Raw genomic sequence first — 23,027 nt, 5'->3', positions numbered from 1 at the left:
CCTGTTTTCGCAGGAATACGGGAGTTTCAGCCCACCGGCCCGATCGCTTCGGCGAAAGCATTGAACCAGCCCCAATGGGGTGCGGCGAACATCGTCGCCTCCAGGAACACGAGCCCTGCCAGCGTGATCGCATAAGGCACGAGATGGCCGCCCTTGCGCACGTCGCGCACGATCAGGCCGATCAGCACCGCCTCGACGATCCAGTAGCTGGGATGGAGCGCGCCGGTGAGGCCACCGATCGCGGGGATGTTGATCCCCAGCAATCGCCCGAGCGCCGGGATGATCGCGACGAACACCGTGCAGCCCGCATAGCGGGCGTGCAGCGGCCAGCGCTTGCGCTTCGCGATCGCCGCGCCCCAGAGGCCGGTGAACAGGATGAGCGACCAGAGATCGATCCACGTCAGCGTCAGGCGCAGGTCGCGCGGAAAATAGGTGGAGTGGCGCAGGCCATCCTGCACGACGAGAAACGCCGTCACCACCAGCGCCGGCACGACCGCGACCGAGGCCCAGCCGATCCGCCGGTGCCACTTTATCTTCCAGCGCCCGGCGAGAAAGCTCTGCGCGACCAGCATCGCCATCCACAATGCGGCGAGGCTGCCATGGATGATGCGCAGCGGCCCGAGCGGCACGGACGAGCCCGCCGTCGTTGGCCAGAAGCCCGCGACCATCACCGCGAACGCGAACAGGAATGCCCAATATAATCGACGCATGATGCCCCCCGGCCATACAGCGGCGGCGATCATCGTCGTGCGCAACGCTGCTGGCAAGCAGGGGGCTGGCAAGCGCATGGGCTGGCGCGGCATCGTTCAGTCGTTACAAGGCGTTGCCATGAAGACCATCCTGGCAGCCGCCATCGCCACCGTGAGCCTCGTGACAGCCACCACTTCCCCCGCCGCCGCACCGCCCGCCGCCTCCGCCTCGCCCGCCACCGGGCTGACGCTGGAGCGCCTGTTCCAGAGCCCCGGCCTGGCGGGCCCCGCGCCGCGCCTGCTGAAGCTGTCGCCCGACGGCAAGCTCGCCACCTTGCTCAAGAACCGCCCCGAGGATCGCGACCGCTACGATCTGTGGGCGATCGACACGACCACGGGCGAGCAGCGCATGCTGGTGGACAGCGAGAAGGTCGGCACCGGCGCCGCGCTCTCGGAAGAAGAGAAGATGCGGCGCGAGAGGCTTCGCATCGGCGCGCTCAAGGGCATCACGGCTTATGACTGGGCGCCGGACGGCAAGAGCCTGCTCGTGCCGCTGGATGGCGATCTCTATCTGGCCGGGCTCGACGGCAGCGTCCGCCGCCTGACCAACACGCCCGAGACGGAGATCGAGGCGAAGGTGTCCGAAAGCGGACGCTACGTGTCGTTCGTGCGCGGGCAGAATCTGTTCGCGATCGATCTGGCCACCGGCAAGGAGCAGCAGCTCACCACCGACGGCAAGGATGCGCTGTCGTGGGGCACGGCCGAGTTCGTCGCGCAGGAGGAACTGAACCGCTTTTCCGGCACCTGGTGGGCACCGGGCGACCAGCGCGTCGCCGTGCAGCGCACCGACGAGAGTGGCGTGAAGGTGGTCAGCCGCGCCTCGATCGGCGCGGACGGCACGCGCGTGTTCGACCAGCGCTATCCGGCGGCGGGTACGCCCAATGCCGTCGTCCAATTGTGGGTGATGAATGCGGACGGCACTGCGCGCGTGCAGGTGGATCTGGGCGCCGATCCCGATATCTATCTCGCCCGCGTCAACTGGGCGCGTGACGGGAAGACGCTCTACGTCCAGCGTCTCAGCCGTGACCAGAAGACGCTCGACATGCTCAAGGTGGATGCCGCCACGGGCAAGTCCACCCTGCTGTTCAGCGAGACCTCCAAAACCTGGATCAACCTGACCGACGATTTCCGCGCGCTGGCCGATGGCAGCCTGATCTGGAGTTCGGAGCGCAGCGGCACCAAGCATCTCTATCGCTGGGTGGCGGGCAAGTGGATCCCGCTCACGCGGGGCGCCTGGACGCTGGAGACGGACGGCCAGTCGTTCAATGCCGGGCTGATCGGCGTGGATCAGGCGGATCATCGCCTGTTCTTCACGGCGAACAAGGACGACGTGCTGGAAAGCCAGGTCTATGCGATCGACTATCTGAAGCCCGGTGAGCCCCAGCGGATCACCGAGCGCGGCTGGTGGAACGACGCGCAGATGGACCGCACCGGCCAGCGCCTGATCATCCGCCGCTCGAGCCCGACCCAGCCGCCGCAATATTATCTGGCGGACGCGGCCGGCAAGCGGCTCACCTGGATCAGCGAGAATGCGGTGACCGGGGATCATCCCTATGCGCCCTATCTCGCCCGGCATCGCGAGACCGTATTCGGCACGATGAAGGCCGCCGACGGCAGCATCCTCCACTGGAAGATGATCAAGCCCACGATGGAGCCGGGCAAGCATTATCCCGTCTTCATGGAGCATTATGGCGGCCCGCACGTGCAGACCGTGCAGCGCGCCTGGGCCAATCCGATGGGGCAATATCTCGCCTCGCAGGGCTGGATCTATTTCGAGATCGACAATCGCGGATCGGCCAATCGCGGCCGCGCCTTCGAGGACCAGATCTATCACGCGATGGGCACGGTCGAGGTCGAGGATCAGGTGGCGGCGGCCAAGTGGCTGAAGACGCTGGATTATGTCGATCCCGCCAAGGTCGTCACCTACGGCTGGTCCTATGGCGGCTACATGACGCTGAAGATGCTGGAGGCGGCGCCCGGCGTGTTCGCGGCGGGCATTGCCGGCGCGCCCGTCACCAAGTGGGAACTCTACGATACCGCTTATACCGAGCGCTATCTGGGCGATCCCACCAGGCTGCCCAAGGTCTATGAAAAGTCCGATGCGCTGGCCGATGCGACCGCCATCCAGGATCCCCTGCTCGTGATCCACGGCATGGCCGACGACAATGTGGTGTTCGAAAATTCGACGATGCTGTTCGCGCGGATGCAGGAGGCCAAGGTGCCGTTCGAAATGATGGTCTATCCGGGCAAAACCCACGGCGTTTCGGGCGAGGGCGCGCAGACCCATGTGTGGGGCACGATCCTGCGTTTCCTGCAGCGGACTGTGGAAACTTCGCCACACTGATGCAGGTCGGTTCATTTTCGGTACTAAAATTATCATAGGTTAACGGAACGAGGTCGCGGTTCATGCGATTAGCCGAAGATGAATAGCCGGAAGCCTGCGGTGCTGGTCGTGGAAGACGAGCCCCTTATCCTGATGAGTACGATCGATGCGTTCGAGGAGGCGGGCTTCGAGGCGATCGACGCGCTGGATGGCGAGCAGGCGCTGCAGCGGCTGGAGGAGCGCCCGGACATCCGCGCCATCTTCACCGATGTGAACATGCCGGGCCGCTATGACGGCGTGGAACTGGCCCATATCGCGCACCGGCTCTGCCCGCAGATGGTGGTGGTGGTGACGTCGGGCAAGATGATCGTCTCGCGCGACTCCCTGCCCGAAGGCGGCCATTTCCTCGCCAAGCCCTATCGATCGAGCCAGGTGACCGGCCTGTTCGCGCATCTGCTGAATTGAGGAGCGCTCCCCGAACCGTTTGTGTCGAGTAGGGTTCGAGCTTGTCGAGAACCCGTATCGAGACATCGGGCCGGACGATTTCTCGATACGCCGTCCCGGCAGGCTCGACGGCTACTCGAAGCAAACGGAACGAGTGGCGCAGCGCTTGTCAGCAGATCACACCCTAGGCGCAGGCGCGGCTCCTCGTTAGGAGCGGGCCTATGACGATCGACAAGACCTTCGACCCCGCCACGATCGAGGCGCGCTGGTATCCGCATTGGGAGCAGTCCGGCCTGTTCCGGCCCGAACGGGGCGAGGCCGAGCCCTTCACGATCGTGATCCCGCCGCCGAACGTGACCGGATCGCTCCATATCGGCCATGCGCTGGACAATACGCTGCAGGACATTCTCGTCCGCCATGCGCGCCTGCAGGGCAAGGATGCGCTGTGGGTGGTCGGCACCGATCATGCGGGCATCGCGACGCAGATGGTGGTCGAGCGCAATCTGGGCGCGCAGGGCATCAAGCGGCAGGAGCTGGGCCGCGACGGCTTCATCGAGAAGGTGTGGGAGTGGAAGGCCGAGAGCGGCGGCCAGATCACGCGCCAGCTGCGCCGCCTGGGCGCGTCATGCGATTGGGCCAATGAGCGTTTCACGATGGACGAGGGCTTTTCGAAGGCCGTCGTGAAGGTGTTCGTCGAGCTGTACCGGCAGGGGCTGCTCTATCGCGACAAGCGGCTCGTGAACTGGGATCCCCATTTTCGCACCGCCATCTCCGATCTCGAGGTCGAGACGAAGGAGATCAACGGCAAGTTCTGGCATCTCGCATATCCGCTGGCCGATGGATCGGGCACGATCACGGTGGCGACGACGCGGCCGGAGACGCTGCTGGCCGACATGGCGGTGGCCGTCCATCCCGAGGACGAGCGCTACACGGCGCTGATCGGCAAGAAGGTGAAACTGCCGATCACCGGCCGCCTGATTCCGATCGTGGCGGACGAGCATGCCGATCCCGCTTTGGGATCGGGTGCTGTGAAGATCACGCCGGGGCATGACTTCAACGATTTCGAGGTGGGCGTGCGCGCGGGCATCAAGCCGGCCGAGATGCTCAACATGCTGGATGCCGAAGCGAAGATCACGCAGACGGCGGACGGCCTGATCCCGATCGACCTGATCGGCATGGACCGCTTCGAGGCGCGCGACTGGATCGTGAAGCTGCTGGAGGAGGACGGCATCCTCCTGAAGGTGGAGGATCGCGTGATCCAGACGCCCTACGGCGACCGATCGGGCGTGGTGATCGAGCCGTGGCTGACCGATCAATGGTATGTCGATGCCAAGACGCTCGCCGGGCCTGCGCTGGAGGCGGTGCGCTCCGGCGCGATCCGCGTCGTGCCGGAAACGTGGAAGAAGACCTGGTATCAGTGGCTGGAGAATATCCAGCCCTGGTGCGTGTCCCGCCAGCTCTGGTGGGGCCACCAGATCCCGGTCTGGTACGGACCGAAGAAGACGGGGCCGCGGACCACTGTTGAATCTTCTGACAGGGCCAACCTCGAGCCGTTCGTCGCTGCTACCGAGGAAGAAGCAACAGAGCTAGCTCGCGCCTATTACGGCTCTGAATTCGCTGTTCTCACGAGTGACGATGCACCTTGGACCACCGAGCCCGGACAGGGCTTTGACGTGGAAACCACGGTGTCTGAGCAAGAACACTATGTTCCGGTGACGATCCACCGTGATCCCGACGTGCTCGACACGTGGTTCTCGTCAGCCCTTTGGCCGTTTGGCACGCTGGGCTGGCCGGAGCAGACCGAGACGCTCAAGCGCCATTATCCCAATGACGTGCTGATCTCCGGCTTCGACATCCTTTTCTTCTGGGATGCGCGCATGGCGATGCAGGGGCTGCACTTCATGAAGGAAGTGCCGTGGAAGACGCTCTATCTCCATGGCCTCGTCCGCGCGCCGGACGGATCGAAAATGTCCAAGTCCAAGGGCAACACCGTCGATCCGCTGGGCCTGATCGACAAGTACGGCGCCGATGCGCTGCGCTTCACGCTGGCGGCGATGGAGAGCCAGGGGCGCGACATCAAGCTCGATGAAAAGCGCGTCGAGGGCTATCGCAATTTCGCGACGAAGCTGTGGAATGCGGCCCGTTTCGCGCAATCGAACGGCATCGGCGGCTCCACCACGATCGAGCCGCCCAAGGCGACGCTCGCCGTCAACAAGTGGATCCTGGGCGAGGCCGTCCGCACGATCCAGGCGCTGGATCTGGCGCTGGCCGACCTGCGCTATGACGAGGCGGCCAACACCATCTACCACTTCGTCTGGAGCCAGTTTTGCGACTGGTATCTGGAGCTGATCAAGCCGGTTCTGTCTCCGGGCAACGCTCCCTCTTCCGTTGGTGCTGAGCCTGTCGAAGCACCGTCCTTTTCTTCTGCCGATGGTGAAGAAGGAAGTGCGGCCCCCTTCGACTGCCCGCCTGCGGCAGGCGCTCAGGACAGGCTCCGACAGGCTCAGGGCGAACGGGGTGGTGTCGAGGCGGACGAAACCCGTGCGGTCGCCGGCTGGGTGCTGGATCAGATCCTCATCCTGCTCCACCCGTTCATGCCCTTCATCACCGAGGAATTGTGGCACGCGCTGGCGGCGCGCGATCACGATATCATCGTGGCGAAGTGGCCGATGGCGGATGCGCGCGCGCTGGATCCGGAGGCGAGCGCCGAGGTGGAGTGGCTGATCCGCGCCGTGCAGGGCATTCGCGCGACCCGTTCCGAGCTGAACGTGCCGCCGGGCGCGCGCCTGCCCATGTATGCGCGCGGGGCGGGCGAGACGACGCTTGCGCGTCTCGCCGCCAATGCCGCGCCGCTGGGGCGCATGGCGCGCGTCGAGATTGCCGAGGGCGAGGCGGCGCCGGGCGGGGCCGCGCAGATCGTGGTCGACGAGGCGACGTTCGTGCTGCCGCTGGAAGGCGTGATCGATCTGGCGGCGGAGAAAGCCCGTCTCGAAAAGGCGGCGCAGGCAGCCGAGAAGGAAGCGGCGTCGCTTTCGGGGCGGCTCGGCAATCCCTCGTTCGTGGAGAAGGCCAAGCCCGAGGCGGTCGCCAAGGCGCGCGAGGATCATGCGGCCAAGGCGGCCGAGGCCGAGCGGCTGCGCGCGGCGCTCGCGCGGCTGGGGTAGTTTCCTCCCGGCCTCCCGCTTGCTTCGAGCGAAGATCGAGCCTGTCGAGATCGAAGTCGAGAAGGCTCCCGGTCTTGACGCTTCTCGGCTTCGCTCGAAGCTGCGGGTTCTCGACAAGCTCGAACCAAACGGGGGAGGGCTGAGCGCTCAATTCCTTTCTCCGTCACCCCGGACTTGATCCGGGGTCCCGCTTGCCTTCCGCGACCGGAAGAAAAAGGAGCGGTATGCCGGATCAAGTCCGGGATGACGACGCTTTCGACGGACTTGGGATCGCCGCACAGCTCGGCTAGCCTTGCCGTCCACTTCCGGAGCCCTGATGCGCGACCTGCCCGCCTGCGAGCACCCGATCCTCCCCCTGATCGCAGGCTGGCCTGCGTGAAGCCCCTCGTGCGCGAGGCTCGGGTGTGAGGCGGCGTCCGCGTCTGTGGGCGGTGCTGGGCGTGCTGGCGCTCGCGCTGCTGCTCGTCTGGGCGCTGCGGCTGCGCATCGCCGGGCTGCTCGTCGATCGGACCCTGGAGGCGGCGCAGGTGCCCGCCAGCTATCGCATCACCAAGGTCGGCCCGCTGCTGGAGCGGATGGAGGACGTGCGCATCGGCGATCCCGCGCATCCCGATCTGGTGGCCAAGCGGATCGACGTGACGATCGGCTATGGCTGGACCGGCCCGGTCGTGCGCGGCGTGGCGGTGGACGGCGTGCGGCTCACGGCCCGGCTGGATGGCGACGGGCTCCATCTCGGCGCGATCGATCGGCTGCTGCCCAGGAGCGGCGGCAAGACCGAGCTGCCCGATCTGGCGGTGAACCTGCGCGATGTGACGCTGGCGCTGGATACGCCCAATGGCGCGATCCGGGTGGCGCTGACGGGGGCGGGCAACCCGACGCGGGAGTTTAGCGGTGAGGCACGGGCGGAGGCGGGCATGCTGCGCCTCGCCTCCTGCTCGCTCGTGCATGCGGTGGCGGACATGACGGTCTGGACCGACGCGGGAAATCCCCATGTGGCGGGGCCGGTGGCGCTGGCGGGCACGGGCTGCCCGCATTTCGCGCTCGGGCGGGGCGTGCTGCGGATCCAGGCCACCTCGAACAAGGCGTTCGATCGGGTGCAGCTGGAGGCGCAGCCGTTCGGCTTTGGGGGCAGCGCGGGGCCGGCGCGGTTCGCGGGGATGGCGGGCTCGGTCGAGGCGGCGGGCACGTTCGGCCATCTCGATGCGAAGGGCGCGCTGTCCTTCGCGCATCTCGCCTTGCCGGAGCAGGCCGGGATGGTCGCGGGCGTCGCCATCCCGGCGGGTCTTCCCGTGACGCCGACCGCGACGCGAGCCACGCGCGGTATCGCCACGTTGCTGCGCGATGCCGCGGCGCGGGTGGAGTTTGACGGGGCGATCGAAGGGCTCGCCGCCAGCGTGCGCGTGCGGCGCGCGATGCTGGCCGGAGCGGATGGCGCGCGGATCAGCGCGACCGGCGGCACCGGGCTCCGCTTCGCGCCGAGCGGGTGGCAGCTGGACAGCGATGTGGCGAGCGGGGGCGGCGATCTACCGCCACTGCGGCTGCGCATTCGGCAGGCGGGCGAGGGTGCGCCGCTCAGCGCCACCGGAAGGCTCGATCCCTTCGTGGCGGGCGATGCGCGCCTCGCCGCGCCACGTCTGACGTTCAACTGGGAGAAGGGGGCGGCGCGCTTCGATCTGCTGCTGGGCGTCGATGGCCCGCTGGGTGCCGGCGTCGTGCGTGGGCTGACCGTTCCGGTCGGCGGGAGTGTCGCAGGTGACGGCACTTTCGCCCTCGACGCGGGATGTCGCGACGTAGCGTTCCGCGAACTGCGGCAAGGCGGGTTCGTGTTCGATCCGGCGCATTTGCGCCTGTGCGGCAGTCCGATCGCATCGCGGAAGCGGGGTGGCGCAGTGCGGATCGACGCGACCGTCGCTCCGGTTCGGCTGACGGGGCGCAGCGGCGCCTCCCCCATGTCGCTCGCGGCCGATCGCGCGCGGGTGACGGAGCGGGGCTTCGATCTGGCGAATGTCGTCGCCATGATCGGCGCGCCGGAGCGCGTCACCCACATGGAGGTGGCCACCTTGCAGGGCGGCTTCGGCCGGCAGATCGGCGGCACCTTCGCGGGCGCGGACGGCGCGATCGCCAACGTGCCGCTCGATCTGAAGGGCGCGGCGGGCGACTGGACCTTTGCGGGTGGGACGCTGGCGTTGAAGGGCGCGCTCAAGGTGAGCGATCAGGCGCCCGAGCCGCGCTTCCACCCGCTGGATGCCGAGGCGGTGACGCTGGATCTGACGGGCGGGACGATCATGGCGGCGGGCATTCTCCGCCAGCCTTCGCGGCATGCGGACGTGGCGCGCGTCACGATCGCGCACGATCTCGGCACCGGTGCCGGCCATGCCGATCTCGCCGTGCCCGGCATCGCCTTCGCGCCCAAGGGGCTGCAGCCGGATCAGCTGACCCCGCTGACCCTCGGCGTGATCGCGAACGTGGCGGGCACGGTTTCGGGACAGGGGCGGATCGTCTGGGGGAGTGACGGCGTCACCAGCACGGGCATTTTCGGCACCGAGCATCTCGATCTCGCCGCCGCCTTCGGCCCCGTCACCGGCATCAAGGGTCAGATCCAGTTCACCGATCTGCTGGGGCTGGTCAGCGCACCCGCGCAGACGATCCATATCGCCGAGCTGAACCCCGGCGTGGCGGTGAATGACGGCATCGTCCACCTCCAGCTGACCGGCAACAATCGCGTGGCGATCGAGGACGCGACATTCCCGTTCGCGGGCGGAAATCTGCTGCTCGATCCCGCCACTCTGGATTTCAGCAAGGCGGCCGAGCGGCGCATGACCTTCCGCGTGAAATCGGTGGATGCCGCCGCGTTCGTGCAGCAACTGGATTTCCCGAATCTCGCCGCCACCGGGCTGTTCGATGGCGAACTGCCGATGATCTTCGACGACAATGGCGGGCGGATCGAGAAGGGCTATATCGCCGCGCGCGGCGGCGGCACGCTGGCTTATGTGGGCGAGCTGTCGTCGGCGCAGATCGGCACGATGGGCAAGCTGGCCTTCGACGCGCTGAAGGCGATCCGCTATTCGGCGCTCGACATCAGCCTCGACGGGCGGCTGGACGGCGAGATGGTGAGCAACGTGCGCTTCACCGGCGTGCGCGAGGCGACGCCCGAACAGAGCCTGATCACCCGCCTGATCCGCAACCTGCCCTTCCGCTTCAACATCGCGATCCGTGCCCCCTTCCGTGGGCTGGTCGGCACGGCGCGCACGTACATGGATCCCGAATTGCTGCTTCAGTCCGTCAGACCCACCAGCCCCGCGACAACGCCGGCTGAACCCCCTATTCAGGCCCCCGTAAGCGGAGTTGTGCGATGAAAGGCGCGTGCTTGACGATGAAACGTTCGGGTGCGAGCCCTTTGATCGGATTGCCGGCCTGGCTGGCGCTTTCCGCCTGCGTGACGGTGAAGGCGCCGGACAAGCCGATCGAGATCAATTTGAACATCAGCGTGAAGCAGGAAGTCGTGGTAAGCCTGAAGAAGGACGCCGACGACTTCATCGCCAACAACCCGGATCTGTTCCCGAAATGACAACGAAGCAGCTTCTGATCTCCGGCCTGATCGGCCTCTCGCTCCTCACGGGCGCGCCCGCGCTCGCGCAGATGGACAGCGAGGTGGAGGCGGCTCTGGAAGCCGGCACCGTGGGCGAGCAGGCCGATGGCTATATGGGCTTCGCGCGCGCGCCTGCGGGTGGGCTCAAGGCCAAGGTGGATGCGATCAACATCAAGCGTCGCCAGGGCTATACCCAGATCGCGCAGAGCAAGAACGTGCCGATCGAGGCGTTTGCGGCGTCGATCGGGTGCCGCACGCTGGAGGGGCTGAAGACGGGCCGCGCCTACAATATCGGCGGGGCCTGGGCGGTGAAGAGCGGCCCGATCACGCTGCCGGCGCAATGCGGGGCGTGAGCGTTTAACGCATCGTCATGCCGGACTTGTTCCGGCATCCACACCTCTGCGCGCGCCTTAGGCCGCTGCTCTTGCTGCCCGGTGGACCCCGGAACAAGTCCGGGGTTACGGCAGGGCTATTGTGTCAAACCGTTCGGTTCGAGCAGCATCGAGCCTGTCGAGATGCGACTGTCGAGAATCCTTCTCGACTATGATCTCGACAAGCTCGATCTTCGCTCGAAGCAAACGGGGGGCAAGCGGATGGTGATGGGTTAAGCCCTCACCACCACGTCGCGTAGAGCGCGATCAGAGCCAGTACGACCGCCAGCGCCCCCACGTTGAATGTCGCGCGCGTGCCGTAGGTGACGTCGCCCATCTTGATCACGTCGCGGTCGCCGCTGGCGGGCGTGGCGAGCGACACCACCACCGACAGAACCAGCGAGACGAGGAACACCACGCCCATCCGATCCATGAAGGGCAGATCGGGCAGCAGTTCCTTGAACGCCCAGGACAGCACCACCGAGGCGATGGCCGCCACGATCGCGCCGGCCTGATTGGCGCGCTTCCAGAACAGGCCGAGCAGGAAGATGATCGTGATGCCGGGCGTGAAGAAGCCGGTAAATTCCTGGATGAACTGGAACGCCTGCTCCGACTGGCCGACGAGCGGCCTGGCCGTCAGCACCGCCAGGATGATCGCGACGACGGCGGCGATCCGGCCGATCGTCACCAGTTTCTGCTCATTGTCCTTGGCGCCCTGCTGCGAGGGCAGCTTGGCGAAGATGTCGAGCGTGAAGATGGTCGCGATCGAATTGATCTTGGAGGCGGTCGACGCGATGATCGCCGCAATCAGGGCCGCGAAGACGAGGCCGAGCAGCCCGGTGGGCAGCAGGCGCATCATCGCCGGATAGGCTTCGTCCGGCCGCTCCAGGCCGGGCGCGATCAGCACGGCGGCGATGCCGGGCACCACGATGATGAGCGGCATCAGCAGCTTCAGGAAGGCGGCGAACAGCACGCCCTTCTGCGCTTCCGGCAGGTCCTTCGCCGCCAGCGCGCGCTGGATGATATACTGATTGAAGCCCCAATAGCTGAGATTGGCGATCCACATGCCGCCGATCAGCACGGAAAGGCCGGGCAGGTCCGCATAATGCGGATCGCCCTTCTTCAGGATCATGTGGAAATGATCGGGCGCGGTGGTGACGAGCTTGTGCCAGCCGGCGAACACGCCCGCCCCCGCGCCGATCTGCGTGAGCGTGAGATAGGCGATGATGAGGCCGCCGAGGATCAGCAGGGTGACCTGCACGATATCGGTGAGCGCCACCGCCTTGAGCCCGCCGCGCAGCTGATAGAGCAAGGCGAAGGCGCCGAGGCCGATCAACGCCACCGTCTGGTCTACACCCGCCACCTTCGTGACCGCGATCGAGCCCAGCCAGATGATCGAGGTGAGGTTCACGAACACGTAGAGGACGAGCCAGAACACCGCCATCAATGTGCGGATCGCCGGGCCGTACCGCCGCTCCAGGAATTGCGGCATCGTGTAGATCTCGTTGCGCAGGAAGATCGGCAGGAAGAATTTGCCGACGATCAGCAGGGTGAGCGCCGCCATCCACTCATAGGAGGCGATGGCGAGGCCGATCGCATAGCCGGAGCCGGACATGCCCACGATCTGCTCGGCCGAAATGTTCGCCGCGATCAGCGAGGCGCCGATCGCCCACCAGGGAAGATTCTTGGAGGCGAGGAAATAATCGGTCGTGTTCTTCGGGCCGGCGCCGGCTTTGTCGCGCGAGACATATTGGGCGAGGCCGAAGATCGCGAAACCGTAGAGCACGACGATCGCGATATCGAGGGTGGCAAGCTGCATCGTCATACTCTCCGGACGATTTTGGGCGGGCGCGCAAATGGGGGGGCGGCCCGATCCGATGTCCCTGATTTGTGTGACAGGACATTGCTGCGCAAGCGGAAAAGACCGGCCCCCGCGCCCTTCGTCGCGTCCCTTGGCAGCGCGGCCGCGCGTGCCGTCGGCATCGGTGCGACAACATTTCCCACAATATGAAACGCTGTAACAATTATCGGAATTTGGCATTCAAATTGGGCTTCTGGGCCACAGTTCGCCGTGTTTGTACGATAAATGCGGTGAAATTTGTCATACAACACTTGTGTCCGTGTCGGGACAACTCTAGGTGCCGCCCCAAGCCGATGCCAGATTCGGCGCCACATAGGGGAGGAAGATCATGCTTCTTTCGAATACCGCCATGGCCCGGTGCCTGGCACTTATCGGCATGGCCACGATCGGCGGTGCCGCGTTCGCGCAGGCCGCACCCGCGACGGGCGAGGCCGCCGAGCCCGCCGCCGCTCCCGCATCCGATGCCTCGTCCGCCGGCGATATCGTCGTCACCGCGCAGAAGCGCTCGCAGCGCATTCAGGACGTGCCCGTCGCCGTGCAGGTGCTGGGGGGCGAGGCGCTGACCTCGCAGGGCGTGCGCCAGTTCGCCGACCTCACCAAGGCGACCCCGTCGCTGCTGATCCGCCCGTCCGAGCAGCCGGTGAACAATTCGATCTCGATCCGCGGCATCGGCACCTTCGCCTTCTCGCCCTCGGTCGAGCCCTCGGTCGCGGTGCAGATCGATGACGTGCCGGTGCAGTTCATCGCGCGCGCCTTCGCCGACCTGAGCGATATCGACCGGGTCGAAGTGCTGCGCGGGCCGCAGAGCACGCTCTATGGGCGCGCGGCCTCGGCCGGCCTCATCAACATCATCACGCAGAATCCGACGGCGGATCTGACGGGCCGCATCGGCGGCGTCGTCACCACCGATCGCGAATATGCGGTCAACGGCGCGATCTCGGGCCCGCTTACCGACACGCTCGGTTTCCGCCTGAACGCCAATTACGACAAGTTCGAGGGCAATGTCCGCAACCTCGGCACGGGCGACCGGGTCAACGGGTTCCGCACGCTCTCGATCAAGGGCAAGGTCGTGTGGGATCCCACGTCGAACCTGAACATCGCGGTGTCGGGCGGCTATATCGACGGCACGACCACGATCGGCCGTCCCTTCATCCGTCTCGGCGCGGCGGCCCGCCTGCGCGGCGTGGCGGCGTACGACCCCTCCGTCTTCGCGCCCGGCATCGTCGCCACCGAGGACAACACCAAGGTGGTCAACAACATCAATTCGGGCACCAACTATACCGATTATTCGGCGTCGGTGCGCGCCTCGCTGGATGTCGGCTTCGCCAGCCTGATGTCGATCACCGGCTATGACAAGTTCCGCCAGTTCGACATTCTCGATCAGGACGAATCCGCCGTCGCCGCGCTCGACAATCGCCAGTTCGGCACGTTCCGCACGCACAGCTGGAGCCAGGAATTCCGCCTCGTGGCGCCGGGCAAGAACCGGTTCCGCTACACGCTCGGCCTCTATTATTCCGATCTGGAACTGAGCCGCGTGTTCCAGCGCGGGCCGTTCTTCTCGATCGCCAACTGGTATGCCACCAACGGCACGCGCCAATATGCGGCGTTCGGCCAGCTGGAATATGACATCCTGCCCAACACCACGCTGATCGGCGGCGCGCGCGCGGGCAAGAACAAGATCGACTATCGCTTCACCGATTATGCGGCGACGGGCGTGCCCACCTTCGCCGGCAACGACAGCGCCAATTACGAAACGTACAAGGCCGGCGTGCAGCAGAAGTTCACGCCCGACATCATGGGCTTCGTGACCTTCGCCACCGGCTACAAGGGCCAGGCCTATGATATCGGCACGGGCTTCAACCTCGTCCGCCAGAATTCGGGTCCGGTGCAGCCGGAGCGCTCGAAGGACTGGCAGATCGGCCTGAAGACGCAGTTTTTCGATCGCCATGTGACCTTCAACGTCACGCTCTTCGACACGCGCTTCAAGAATTTCCAGGCGCAGGGCATCGAGACTTTGTCTGACGGGACGACCAACTTCCGCCTCGCCAATGTGGGCCGCCTGCGGACCAAGGGCGTCGAGGTGGAGGCCAGCTGGCGCGCCGCCACCGACATCAATTTCTCGGGCGGCGTGACCTATAACGACGCGAAGATCACCCAATTCCTCGGCGCGCAATGCTATCCGAACCAGACGGCGGCGCAGGGCTGCGTCGGCACGCCCGCGCGGCAGAATCTGGCGGGCTTCCGTCCGCCGCAGGCGCCGAAGTGGAAGCTGGCGGCCAGCGGCGAATATACGCCGAGCCTGACGCAGAGCCTGGATGGCGTGCTGCAGGCTTCCTACAGCTATCAGAGCGCGATCAACTTCTCGATCAACCAGGATCCGCAGACCTATCAGCCCGGCTACGGCATCGCGAACCTCTCGATCGGCGTGCGCGCGCCGGATCGCAAGTGGGAAGCGGTCGCGTTCGTGAACAACCTGTTCGACAAGCATTACTTCTCGAACATGAACAACGACACGGGCAACCATGCCAACCAGCTGGCGACGCTCGGCTATCTGGCGCGCGACTATAATCGCTACGGCGGCGTGCGCGTCTCCTACAAGTTCTGATCCTCCCCGAAGGGCGCGCGCAGCGCCCTCCGATAAACTGGCCGGGCGCAGCGATGCGCCCGGCTTTTTGCTGTTCGGGGAGGATGAGCCGGGGATCATTCGCTCCCCGGACGATGGGGATTATCCTCAGGCGAAGCTGACGGTGAGCTTCCGCCGGCGCATCGTACCGCCGACGAGGCCGAAGCCCGCCAGCATCATCGCCCAGCTTGCGGGCTCGGGCACGTCGGAGGCGGCGGTGATCGTCGTGAAGCTCAGGCCGGAGCTTTGCGTATAATCCTGGCTGCTGGGATTGGCGACGACGAGGACGCTGCCGTCCTGCTGGATGTGCAGCGCGCCGGCCAGAAAGCCGAAGGGGCCGCCGTCATTTTGCGAGAAATAGAAGTCCGAGAAATCGGCATTGCCGAAATCGAAGAGGAAGGCGGTGCCGACATAATTGCCGCCGTCGTTCAGCGGGCTCTCGATCGCGGGGCCGGAGAGCGTGACCGCGAAGCTCAGGCTCGAACCGAAGATGATCGCCTGCGAGAAGTCCGAGGGCGTGAAGGTCTGGTTGTCGAAGGAGACGCCGGTGGGCAGCGTGCCGGTGGTGCCCTCCGCCAGATCGTTGGGATCATTCCCGTCGAACGGCTGGAGCGTGCCGTCGGTGGTGAAGCCCGAGACGAGCGCGGTGGCCAACTGCGGATTGCAGCCGCCGCCGAGGCAGCCCGCGCCGAACTGCAGATCGATATAACCCGCCTTGCCGATCTGGCTGCTGGTATCGACCGTCACATGATAGGTGACGGCGGCGCCGGCGGAGGTGCCCAGCGCGAGCGCGGCCAGTGCGGCGGCGAAAATCGTCTTCATTCTTCAAGTCCCCCAAAAATGGAGGCGGACCCTAAGCAGGATGAGATGACGATACCAAGGCGTTAACCACCGATCGCCCGTGATGCGGCGTCAGCGGGGTCCCGCGATGCGATAGACCTGGAGGGGGGCTGTGCGGGCGGGATCGAGCCGCGTCAGCCACGGCGGCACGGCGCCGCGCCGGAGCGCCGCCGCCAGCCCGGTGGGGGCGGAATCCGCCATCACGCCCAGATCATGCGCGCCGGGGCAGAAGGCGAGCAGGCCCGCATGGCGCACGGCGGCGATCGTGCGCGCCTCGGCGGGCGGCGCGGTGAAGAACCGCAGCAGATCCTCCAGCGCCTGCGGATCGCGATGATAGGGGCCGGTGATCGCGCGGTGATGGGTGGCGGCGATCAGCGCCGGGCCCGCGTCGATCGGCGCGATCACGATGGCGGGCGGCAGGCGGTTCAGCACCGCATAATCGTCGATGCGACCGCAGGCGGGAGCGGGCGGCGCGGGCGGCTGCGGCGCGGGGCGTTCGGAGCTGACGAGCGCGGCCGCGAGCGCGGGGCCGAGCGGCGAGAACAGGATCGCCGATCCGGTGAGGATAAGAATGCGGAAGGCGCGCGCGCGCCGATCGCAGGTGCGAGCGATGACGGCGAGCGCGATCATCGCACCGGGCAGCGCGAGCAGGTTCGCGAAGGCGAGCGCGCGCATCACGAGCAGCCCCACGCCGGTCGCGGCGAGCAGCAGCACGATATAGGTGGTGAGCGCCTCGCGCCGGGGACCGGGCGCCATCGGGCGCCGGACGATCGCGGCGCCTGCCAGCCCGACGATCGGCAGCAGGCCCCAGAGCAGGACCAGTTCGGACGACAGGCGCCAGATCGGCTGCCCTTCGTTCACGCTGCGATACCAGAGGCGCGCGCCGAGCGGGCCGAGCTGGCCGAACGGACCGGCCGCGCAAGGCCCGGCGCCCCAGCGATAGAAGAGCGCGTCCGCGCCCGCCGCCGCGACGAGGATGATCCAGCGCGCGCGGAGCGGAGCGCGCTCCGCTGCGAGGCTGGCGAGCGTCGCCCCGCCGAGCGCCGCGAGATGGACGGTGGACAGGGAATCGCACTGCAGTCCGGCGAAGGCGCTCGGCCCCTTGATCGCGAGCGTGAGGGCTGCGGCGGCGACGGTCAGCGCAGCCAGATAGGCGGACAGGCGGCGGGCATCGTCGCGCGCGCCCAGCATCGCGCGCAGGCCCAGCCATGCTCCCGCCGCCGCCGCGAAGGGCAAAGCCTCCAGCGAGATATGCGCCCACAAAGCCGCGCAGGCGCCCGCGATGGCGGCGTTGCGGCGCGTCGGTCGCCCGGTGAGCGCCACGGCGACGCCGAGACCGGCGACGATCTGCCAGCCATGATGATCGATCCGCATCGGCCGCAGCGCATACCAGGCGGCCACGCTGATCGTGCAGAAGGCGGCGGCGAGCAGCGCCGGTCCGCGCTCCGCTCCCTCCGCAGTGAGGCGCCGCGTCAGCGCCGCGACCAGCGCCATCGCCAAACCCAGCGTGACGAGCGGGACGATCACGGCGGCGAGCGTCTCGGCGGTGCGCTGATCCGCGACCATTCGCGCCAGCGAGAGGCAGGCGGCGATCGGCAGATCGAGCAGCCGCGACCAGTGCATGGACAGGCCATGCGGCGGGTTCATCCGATGCTGGCTGACATCGAACCAGCCTTGCCCGCCCAGCCAGTCGCGCACCTCGACCAGCCGCAGGACGTCGTCCGGATCGGCGAGGCGGAACGTCGCGATCGCGCTCCGGAAACAGGCAATCAGGAAAATGGCGGCGGCGATCCAGACCAGCAGCAGCCATCGCCAGAAGGGGCGCCGCGCCGCCGTCATGAGGTCGTCAGGCGGCGATACGCCGGGGCACGGCGCGCACGGAGGCGAGCGCCGCGCGCGGGTCATCGCTGGCGCCGTCGGCTTCGCCCATGCGCCCGCCCTCATGATATTCGGCGTCCTCGTTGACGTCCCAGATGTCGTAGAGGGGCTGGCCGGCGAGGATGTTCCGCACGGTGAGCATCGCCGTCATCATCGCATGATCCTGATTGTTGTAGCGATGCATGCCGTTGCGGCCCACCAGATGCAGATCGGGGCAATGCGCCTCCAGATCGGCGCGGATCGCGGCGACATGATCGGCATAGGCGTCGTCGTAGATCGGATAGGCCTTTTCCTGCCGCACCACGACGCCGCCGATCACGAGCGCGGGATCGCACAGGCCGAGCGTAGCCATCTCGCGCGTGGCGAGCGCGACCAGATCGGCATCCGGCATCGACCACAGGCCGTCACCCTCGAAGCAGAAATATTCGAGGCCGACGCAGGCGACATCCTCGGCCGGCACCATTTCGGGCGACCAGGAACGGAAATTCTGGATGCGGCCGACCTTCACGCCCGGCTCGTGGATGTAGATCCAATTGTCGGGGAAGAGATCGGGCGAGCGGATCTTGAGCGCGACCGTGAGGAAGTCGCGATAGCGCAGCGCGGTCGCGCGCGGTGCCGTGGCCGGCAGCGGATGGATGCGCGGGATCAGCTCGCGGATCGGCGCGGAGGAGATGACGTGCTTCGCCCGGATCGTCCGCTCGCCGTCCGGCCCGCGCACGATCATCCGCCAGCCGTCGCCTTCGCGCGACAGGCGGTGGAGGCGATGCCCCATCAGCATATCGCCGCCCGCCTCGACGATCCGGTCGCGCGCGGCGTCCCACATCATGCCGGGGCCCCGGCGCGGATAGCGGAAACTTTCCAGCAGGGTCTTCGCGGCCTGCCCGTCATTGGGCTTGCGGTGGAGGCCCAGGCTGCGCTTCAGCCCGTCGATCACGGCCGCGCCCAGGCTGAGGCCCTTGATGCGTTGCGCCGCCCAGTCGGCCGAAATCTCGTCGCAGCCCATGCCCCACACTTTCTCGGTGTAGGTCTTGAAGAAGATCGAGAAGAGCTTCGCGCCGAACTGGTTGACGGTCCAGTCCTCGAAGCTGCGCACCGCGCGGCGCGGAAAGGCCCTGGATCGGAAATAGCTCGCCATGCAGGCGGCCGAGCGGAGCAGGCCGAGATTGCGGAGCGCCTCGAACGCGCGCAGCGGATAGGAATAGAAACGGCCGCCATAATAGATACGGCTCATGCGCGGGCGCTCGATGAAATCGTCGGGCAGCAATTCGTCCCACAGCGCCACGACCTCGCGGCTCTTCGAGAAGAAGCGGTGCCCGCCTATGTCGAAGCGGAAGCCCTCATGCTCCACGGTGCGGCTGATCCCGCCCACCTGATGCGGATCCTGCTCGGCGATCGCGACGCGGACGCCATCCTTGGAGAGCAGATATCCGGCAGTCAGCCCGGCGGGGCCCGCGCCGATGATGGCGACATCGACAGAGAGCGAAGGCGCGGTGTGCGGCATGGCCTGCACCTGCCACCGCAATCGATAAGATCGGGTTAACCAAGCATCGGTCGATCCGCCAGCATGGCCTCAATCTCCCCTCCCGCCTGCGGGAGGGGCTTACTCCACTCGCTTGACCGAACGCGCTGGTGGCATCGGATAGAAAGTCTACCCTATGCGATGCTTTCAGGCGTGAATTCTTTTTCATGCGGCGATAATCTCCTGAAAATCGCGCGATCGATCTGCTAGTCCGCGCCGGGCAAGGAGATCAGCGGATGGCATATTTCGGGTTCGGACGATCGATCGCGCGGGCGGCATTAGCCTGGGGCCTGCTCGCGGGCTGCGCGACGGCGGCGCTGGCCGCGCCCGAGGCGGTGGCGACGAGCAAGGATGGCGCGCTGCTGCCCGTCTCGGTGGATCGCGCGGACGGGCGCATGCTGGTCACGCTGCCGCCGATGGCGGCGGACGGCACCTATGGCCGCTTCCTCTATGCCACGGTGCTGCGGACCGGCCTCGGCTCGGCCACGGTGCGGCTGGATCGCGCGATGAATGGACCCACGCACGTCCTCGCCTTCCGTCGCTTCGGCAAGAAGGTGGCGGCGGTGTTCGAGAATCCGCAGTTCCGCGCGAGCGGCACCGCCGCCGTCGAAGCGGGCGCCAAGGGCAGCTTCCCCGAAAGCATCGTCTGGATGGGCGATATCGTGTCGCAGGGGCCGGCGGGCGTCACCGTCGATCTCTCCTCCTTCTTCACGCAGGACGTGATGGACATCGCCGCCACGCTGAACAGCGAGACGAGCGGCTTCCGCCTGTCCGAGGCGCTGAGCGCGACCGATGCGGGCAGCGTGAAGGTGTTCCCCGACAATATCGAGGTGGACGCCTATCAGACGTTCGTGGCGGACAAGCCCGGCAAGCAGGTGACGATGATCGCGTCCGAGCCGCGCAAGGTGAGCCTGATCGTCCACCACTCGCTCGTCCGCCTGCCGGGGCCGGGCTATACGCCGCGCCGCTACGACATCCGCACCGGCGGCTTCTTCGCGCCGGTCTATGATTATGGCACGCCGCTGGGCCAGCCGATCGTGAACGATCTGGCCGCGCGCTTTCGGCTCGAAAAGACCGATCCGAACGCCGCGCGCTCGGCGGTGAAGAAGCCGATCGTCTTCTATATCGACGATGCCGCGCCCGAGCCGATCCGCACCGCGCTGGAGGAAGGCGTGTCGTGGTGGAACCAGGCGTTCGATGCGGCGGGCTTCGTCAACGCCTTTCAGGTGAAGCCGCTGACGCCGGACATCGATCCGCTCGATATCCGCTACAATGTCGTCAACTGGATCGATCGGCTGACGCGGGCCTGGTCGTGGGGCCAGTGGGTGATCGATCCGCGCACGGGCGAGATCGTGAAATCCTCGGTGATCCTCGGCGCGCTGCGCGTGCGGCAGGACATCACGATCTTCGAAAGCCTCGTCGGCAAGGATCAGGAGAATACGGGCGGACCCAACGATCCCAGCCGCGCCGCGCTCGCGCGCATCCGTCAGCTGGGCGCGCATGAGGTGGGCCACGCGATCGGCTTCGTCCACAATTTTGCCGGATCGATGCAGGGCCGCATCTCGGTGATGGATTATCCGGGGCCGCGCATCGGGTTGAAGGACGGGCAGATCGATCTGTCGGACGCCTATGCCACCGGCATCGGCACGTGGGACAAGTTCACGGTCGACTGGCTCTACGGCCAGCCCAAGCCCGGCGAGGATGCCGAGAAGGTGGCCGAGGCCAAGGCGGCGGCGATGGAGAAGACGGGCATGATCTTCTCCACCGATATCGACGGCCGCGCGCCGGAGACGCCGAGCCCGACCGCGAACATGTGGGACGACGGCACTGACTCGGTCGGTGAACTCGCCAAGCTGATGGAGGTGCGCCGCATCGGCCTCGCCCGCTTCGGCCCGCAGGTGCTCAATCCCGGAGAGCCTTTGTCGAACCTGCGGCGCGTGTTCGTGCCCCTGTGGCTGCTCCACCGCTACCAGATGGATGCCGCCGCCAAGCTCGTCGGCGGGGTGGATTATCCTTATGGCGTCGCGGGCGGCAACCGGCCGATGGCGAAGGTGGTGCCCGCCGCCGATCAGGCGAAGGCGCTGTCGGGCCTGCTCGCCACGCTCTCGCCCGACGCGCTGACCGTGCCGGCGAAGCTGCTGCCGATGCTGTCGATGGGCGTGAACGGCCGCAGCGATCCGCAGTTCGACAATGAGGTGTTCGCCAATGCGGGCTCGGCCGTGTTCGATCCGCTGGTCGCGACCGACGTGGCCGCGCGGCAGATGCTGGAGACATTGCTCGCGCCCGAGCGCCTGACGCGCGTGTATGAGCAGAAGCTGGTCGATCCGGGTCAACTCGGGCTGGATACTGTGCTGGACAGGCTGACCGCCACGGTCGTCGATCGGCACGCCACCGCCGTCGAGCGCCAGATCGCCTATCGCGCCGTGCTGACGCTGGCGCGGACGCGGATGAATCCGAAGACCTCGCCCAACGTGGCCTTGCTGCTGGAAGGGCGGCTGCGCGGCTTCGCCGATCGCTTCGGCGCGGCGAAGGGGGAGAGCGAGGAGGCCTTGTGGAGCCGGGGCCTGGCGGCGCTGCTGCGCGACAAGGAGGCTTTGCGCGCGGCCCTGGCCGACAAGGCCGATCAGGCGCGCATCCCGCCGGGCATGCCGATCGGCGGTTCGGGCGGCTGGTTCGACGATCTGGACAGCTGAGCGCGAACGACAAGTCCTGGTCCCGTTTGCACTGAGCTTGTCGAAGTGCCGTTCTTTCTTCAGCCATGCCGAAGAAGGAAGGGCGGTGCTTCGACAGGCTCAGCACCAACGGACGTAAAGTGAGCTGCTCAGCGCAGCTGGCAGACGTCCTTCACGTCCATGTCCTCATAATCGAGGTTTTCGCCCGCCATCGCCCAGATGAAGGCATAGGCCCGCGTGCCCGATCCCATATGGACGGACCAGGGCGGCGAGATCACGACCTGCTCATTCTCCATCACGATGTGCCGCAGCGCATCGGGCTGGCCCATATAATGGAAGATGCGGTCGTCGTCCTGCAGATCGAAATAGAGGTAGATTTCGCTGCGTCGCTCGTGGACGTGCGGCGGCATCGTGTTCCACACCGAGCCCGGCCGCAGGATCGTCATGCCGAGGCAGAGCGACGCGCTCGAGCAGGTGTGCGGCAGCACCAGCTGGTAGATGTCGCGCTCGTTCGAGGTCTCCAGGCTGCCGCGCTGCATCGTCGCCGCGTCGGCCCGCGTCATCTTCTTGCGCGGGAAGGCTTTGTGCGCGGGCACGCTCAGCAGATAGTAACGCGCGCCTTCGCCCGCGAACACCACGTCGGTCGTGCCCATCGGCACGTACAGCGCCTCATATTTGTCGAGCGCGATCTCTTCGCCGTCGACCGTCACCGTGCCCGGTCCGCCGATATTGACGATGCCCAGTTCGCGCCGCTCCAGCAAAGGATGGCCCTTCGCGCTCTCCGGCTCGGCCTGCACGGGCAGAGCCAGCGGGGTCGCGCCGGGCACGGCGCCGCCGATGATGAAGCGCTCGCCATGCGAATAGGTCAGCACGATCTCGCCGGTGCGGAACAGGTCGCTCACCAGATAGCGGTCGCGCAATTCCTCGTTGGAGACGCACTCCATCATGTCGGGATGGGTGGCGTAGAAGGTCTTCTCGAACACGATACGGCTCC

At 66.7% G+C, this 23,027-nt stretch carries 14 protein-coding genes; 8 read left to right on the top strand and 6 right to left on the bottom strand.

Going from position 1 to position 23,027, the window contains the following annotated elements:
- Positions 1-26: 26 nt before the first annotated feature.
- Complete coding sequence (locus HL653_RS01215; protein WP_171742886.1) at positions 27-710, bottom strand: hypothetical protein; 684 nt, start codon at positions 708-710, stop codon at positions 27-29.
- A 118-nt stretch (positions 711-828) separates the two neighbouring features.
- Between HL653_RS01215 and HL653_RS01210 the strand changes: the two genes are divergently transcribed.
- From HL653_RS01210 to HL653_RS01185, 6 genes are all read left to right on the top strand, one after another.
- On the top strand, positions 829-3,093 hold the full coding sequence (locus HL653_RS01210; protein WP_171742885.1) for a S9 family peptidase: 2,265 nt from the start codon (positions 829-831) through the stop codon (positions 3,091-3,093).
- Positions 3,094-3,225: 132 nt separating this feature from the next.
- Positions 3,226-3,537 carry a response regulator gene (locus HL653_RS01205; protein WP_216599935.1) on the top strand — a complete coding sequence of 104 codons (312 nt, stop codon included), beginning with the start codon at positions 3,226-3,228 and terminating at the stop codon, positions 3,535-3,537.
- Between the two features lie 200 nt (positions 3,538-3,737).
- Positions 3,738-6,680 (top strand): valine--tRNA ligase, encoded by a 2,943-nt coding sequence (locus HL653_RS01200; RefSeq protein WP_171742883.1) that lies wholly within the window; start codon positions 3,738-3,740, stop codon positions 6,678-6,680.
- A gap of 404 nt (positions 6,681-7,084) precedes the next feature.
- Positions 7,085-10,036 carry a YdbH domain-containing protein gene (locus HL653_RS01195; RefSeq protein ID WP_171742882.1) on the top strand — a complete coding sequence of 984 codons (2,952 nt, stop codon included), beginning with the start codon at positions 7,085-7,087 and terminating at the stop codon, positions 10,034-10,036.
- 17 nt (positions 10,037-10,053) lie between these two features.
- A complete protein-coding gene (locus tag HL653_RS01190) occupies positions 10,054-10,248 on the top strand; it encodes a YnbE family lipoprotein (RefSeq protein ID WP_171746707.1) in 195 nt (64 codons plus the stop codon).
- Entirely contained in the window at positions 10,245-10,622 is a 378-nt protein-coding gene (locus HL653_RS01185; RefSeq protein WP_171742881.1) for a YdbL family protein, read from the top strand. The genes HL653_RS01190 and HL653_RS01185 overlap by 4 nt, the downstream gene beginning before the upstream one ends.
- Before the next feature lie 259 nt (positions 10,623-10,881).
- On the opposite strand, the gene HL653_RS01180 is transcribed toward HL653_RS01185, so the two are convergent.
- Positions 10,882-12,459 (bottom strand): sodium/sugar symporter, encoded by a 1,578-nt coding sequence (locus HL653_RS01180; RefSeq protein ID WP_171742880.1) that lies wholly within the window; start codon positions 12,457-12,459, stop codon positions 10,882-10,884.
- 370 nt (positions 12,460-12,829) lie between these two features.
- Here HL653_RS01180 and HL653_RS01175 point away from each other — a divergent pair, with 370 nt between their 5' ends.
- Entirely contained in the window at positions 12,830-15,106 is a 2,277-nt protein-coding gene (locus tag HL653_RS01175) for a TonB-dependent receptor (protein WP_171742879.1), read from the top strand.
- A 126-nt stretch (positions 15,107-15,232) separates the two neighbouring features.
- Here the strand turns inward: HL653_RS01175 and HL653_RS01170 are convergent, their stop codons facing one another.
- The 3 genes from HL653_RS01170 to HL653_RS01160 form a co-directional block, all read right to left on the bottom strand.
- A complete protein-coding gene (locus tag HL653_RS01170; protein ID WP_171742878.1) occupies positions 15,233-15,946 on the bottom strand; it encodes an NF038129 family PEP-CTERM protein in 714 nt (237 codons plus the stop codon).
- Positions 15,947-16,036: 90 nt separating this feature from the next.
- Positions 16,037-17,803, bottom strand: a complete 1,767-nt coding sequence (locus tag HL653_RS01165) for a hypothetical protein (RefSeq protein ID WP_171742877.1) — start codon at positions 17,801-17,803, stop codon at positions 16,037-16,039.
- A gap of 7 nt (positions 17,804-17,810) precedes the next feature.
- Positions 17,811-19,343, bottom strand: coding sequence for an NAD(P)/FAD-dependent oxidoreductase (locus HL653_RS01160; RefSeq protein WP_171742876.1), 1,533 nt, complete (start codon positions 19,341-19,343; stop codon positions 17,811-17,813).
- 254 nt (positions 19,344-19,597) lie between these two features.
- Between HL653_RS01160 and HL653_RS01155 the strand changes: the two genes are divergently transcribed.
- A complete protein-coding gene (locus HL653_RS01155) occupies positions 19,598-22,054 on the top strand; it encodes a zinc-dependent metalloprotease (protein ID WP_171742875.1) in 2,457 nt (818 codons plus the stop codon).
- Positions 22,055-22,182: 128 nt separating this feature from the next.
- On the opposite strand, the gene kduI is transcribed toward HL653_RS01155, so the two are convergent.
- A complete protein-coding gene (gene kduI, locus HL653_RS01150) occupies positions 22,183-23,016 on the bottom strand; it encodes a 5-dehydro-4-deoxy-D-glucuronate isomerase (protein ID WP_171742874.1) in 834 nt (277 codons plus the stop codon).
- Positions 23,017-23,027: the final 11 nt, after the last annotated feature.

It is taken from the genome of Sphingomonas sp. AP4-R1, from assembly GCF_013113735.1.
Lineage (GTDB): Bacteria > Pseudomonadota > Alphaproteobacteria > Sphingomonadales > Sphingomonadaceae > Sphingomonas_I.
The sequence above is the reverse complement of the archived record's forward strand: the minus strand, read 5'-3'. Positions and strand labels throughout refer to the sequence as shown.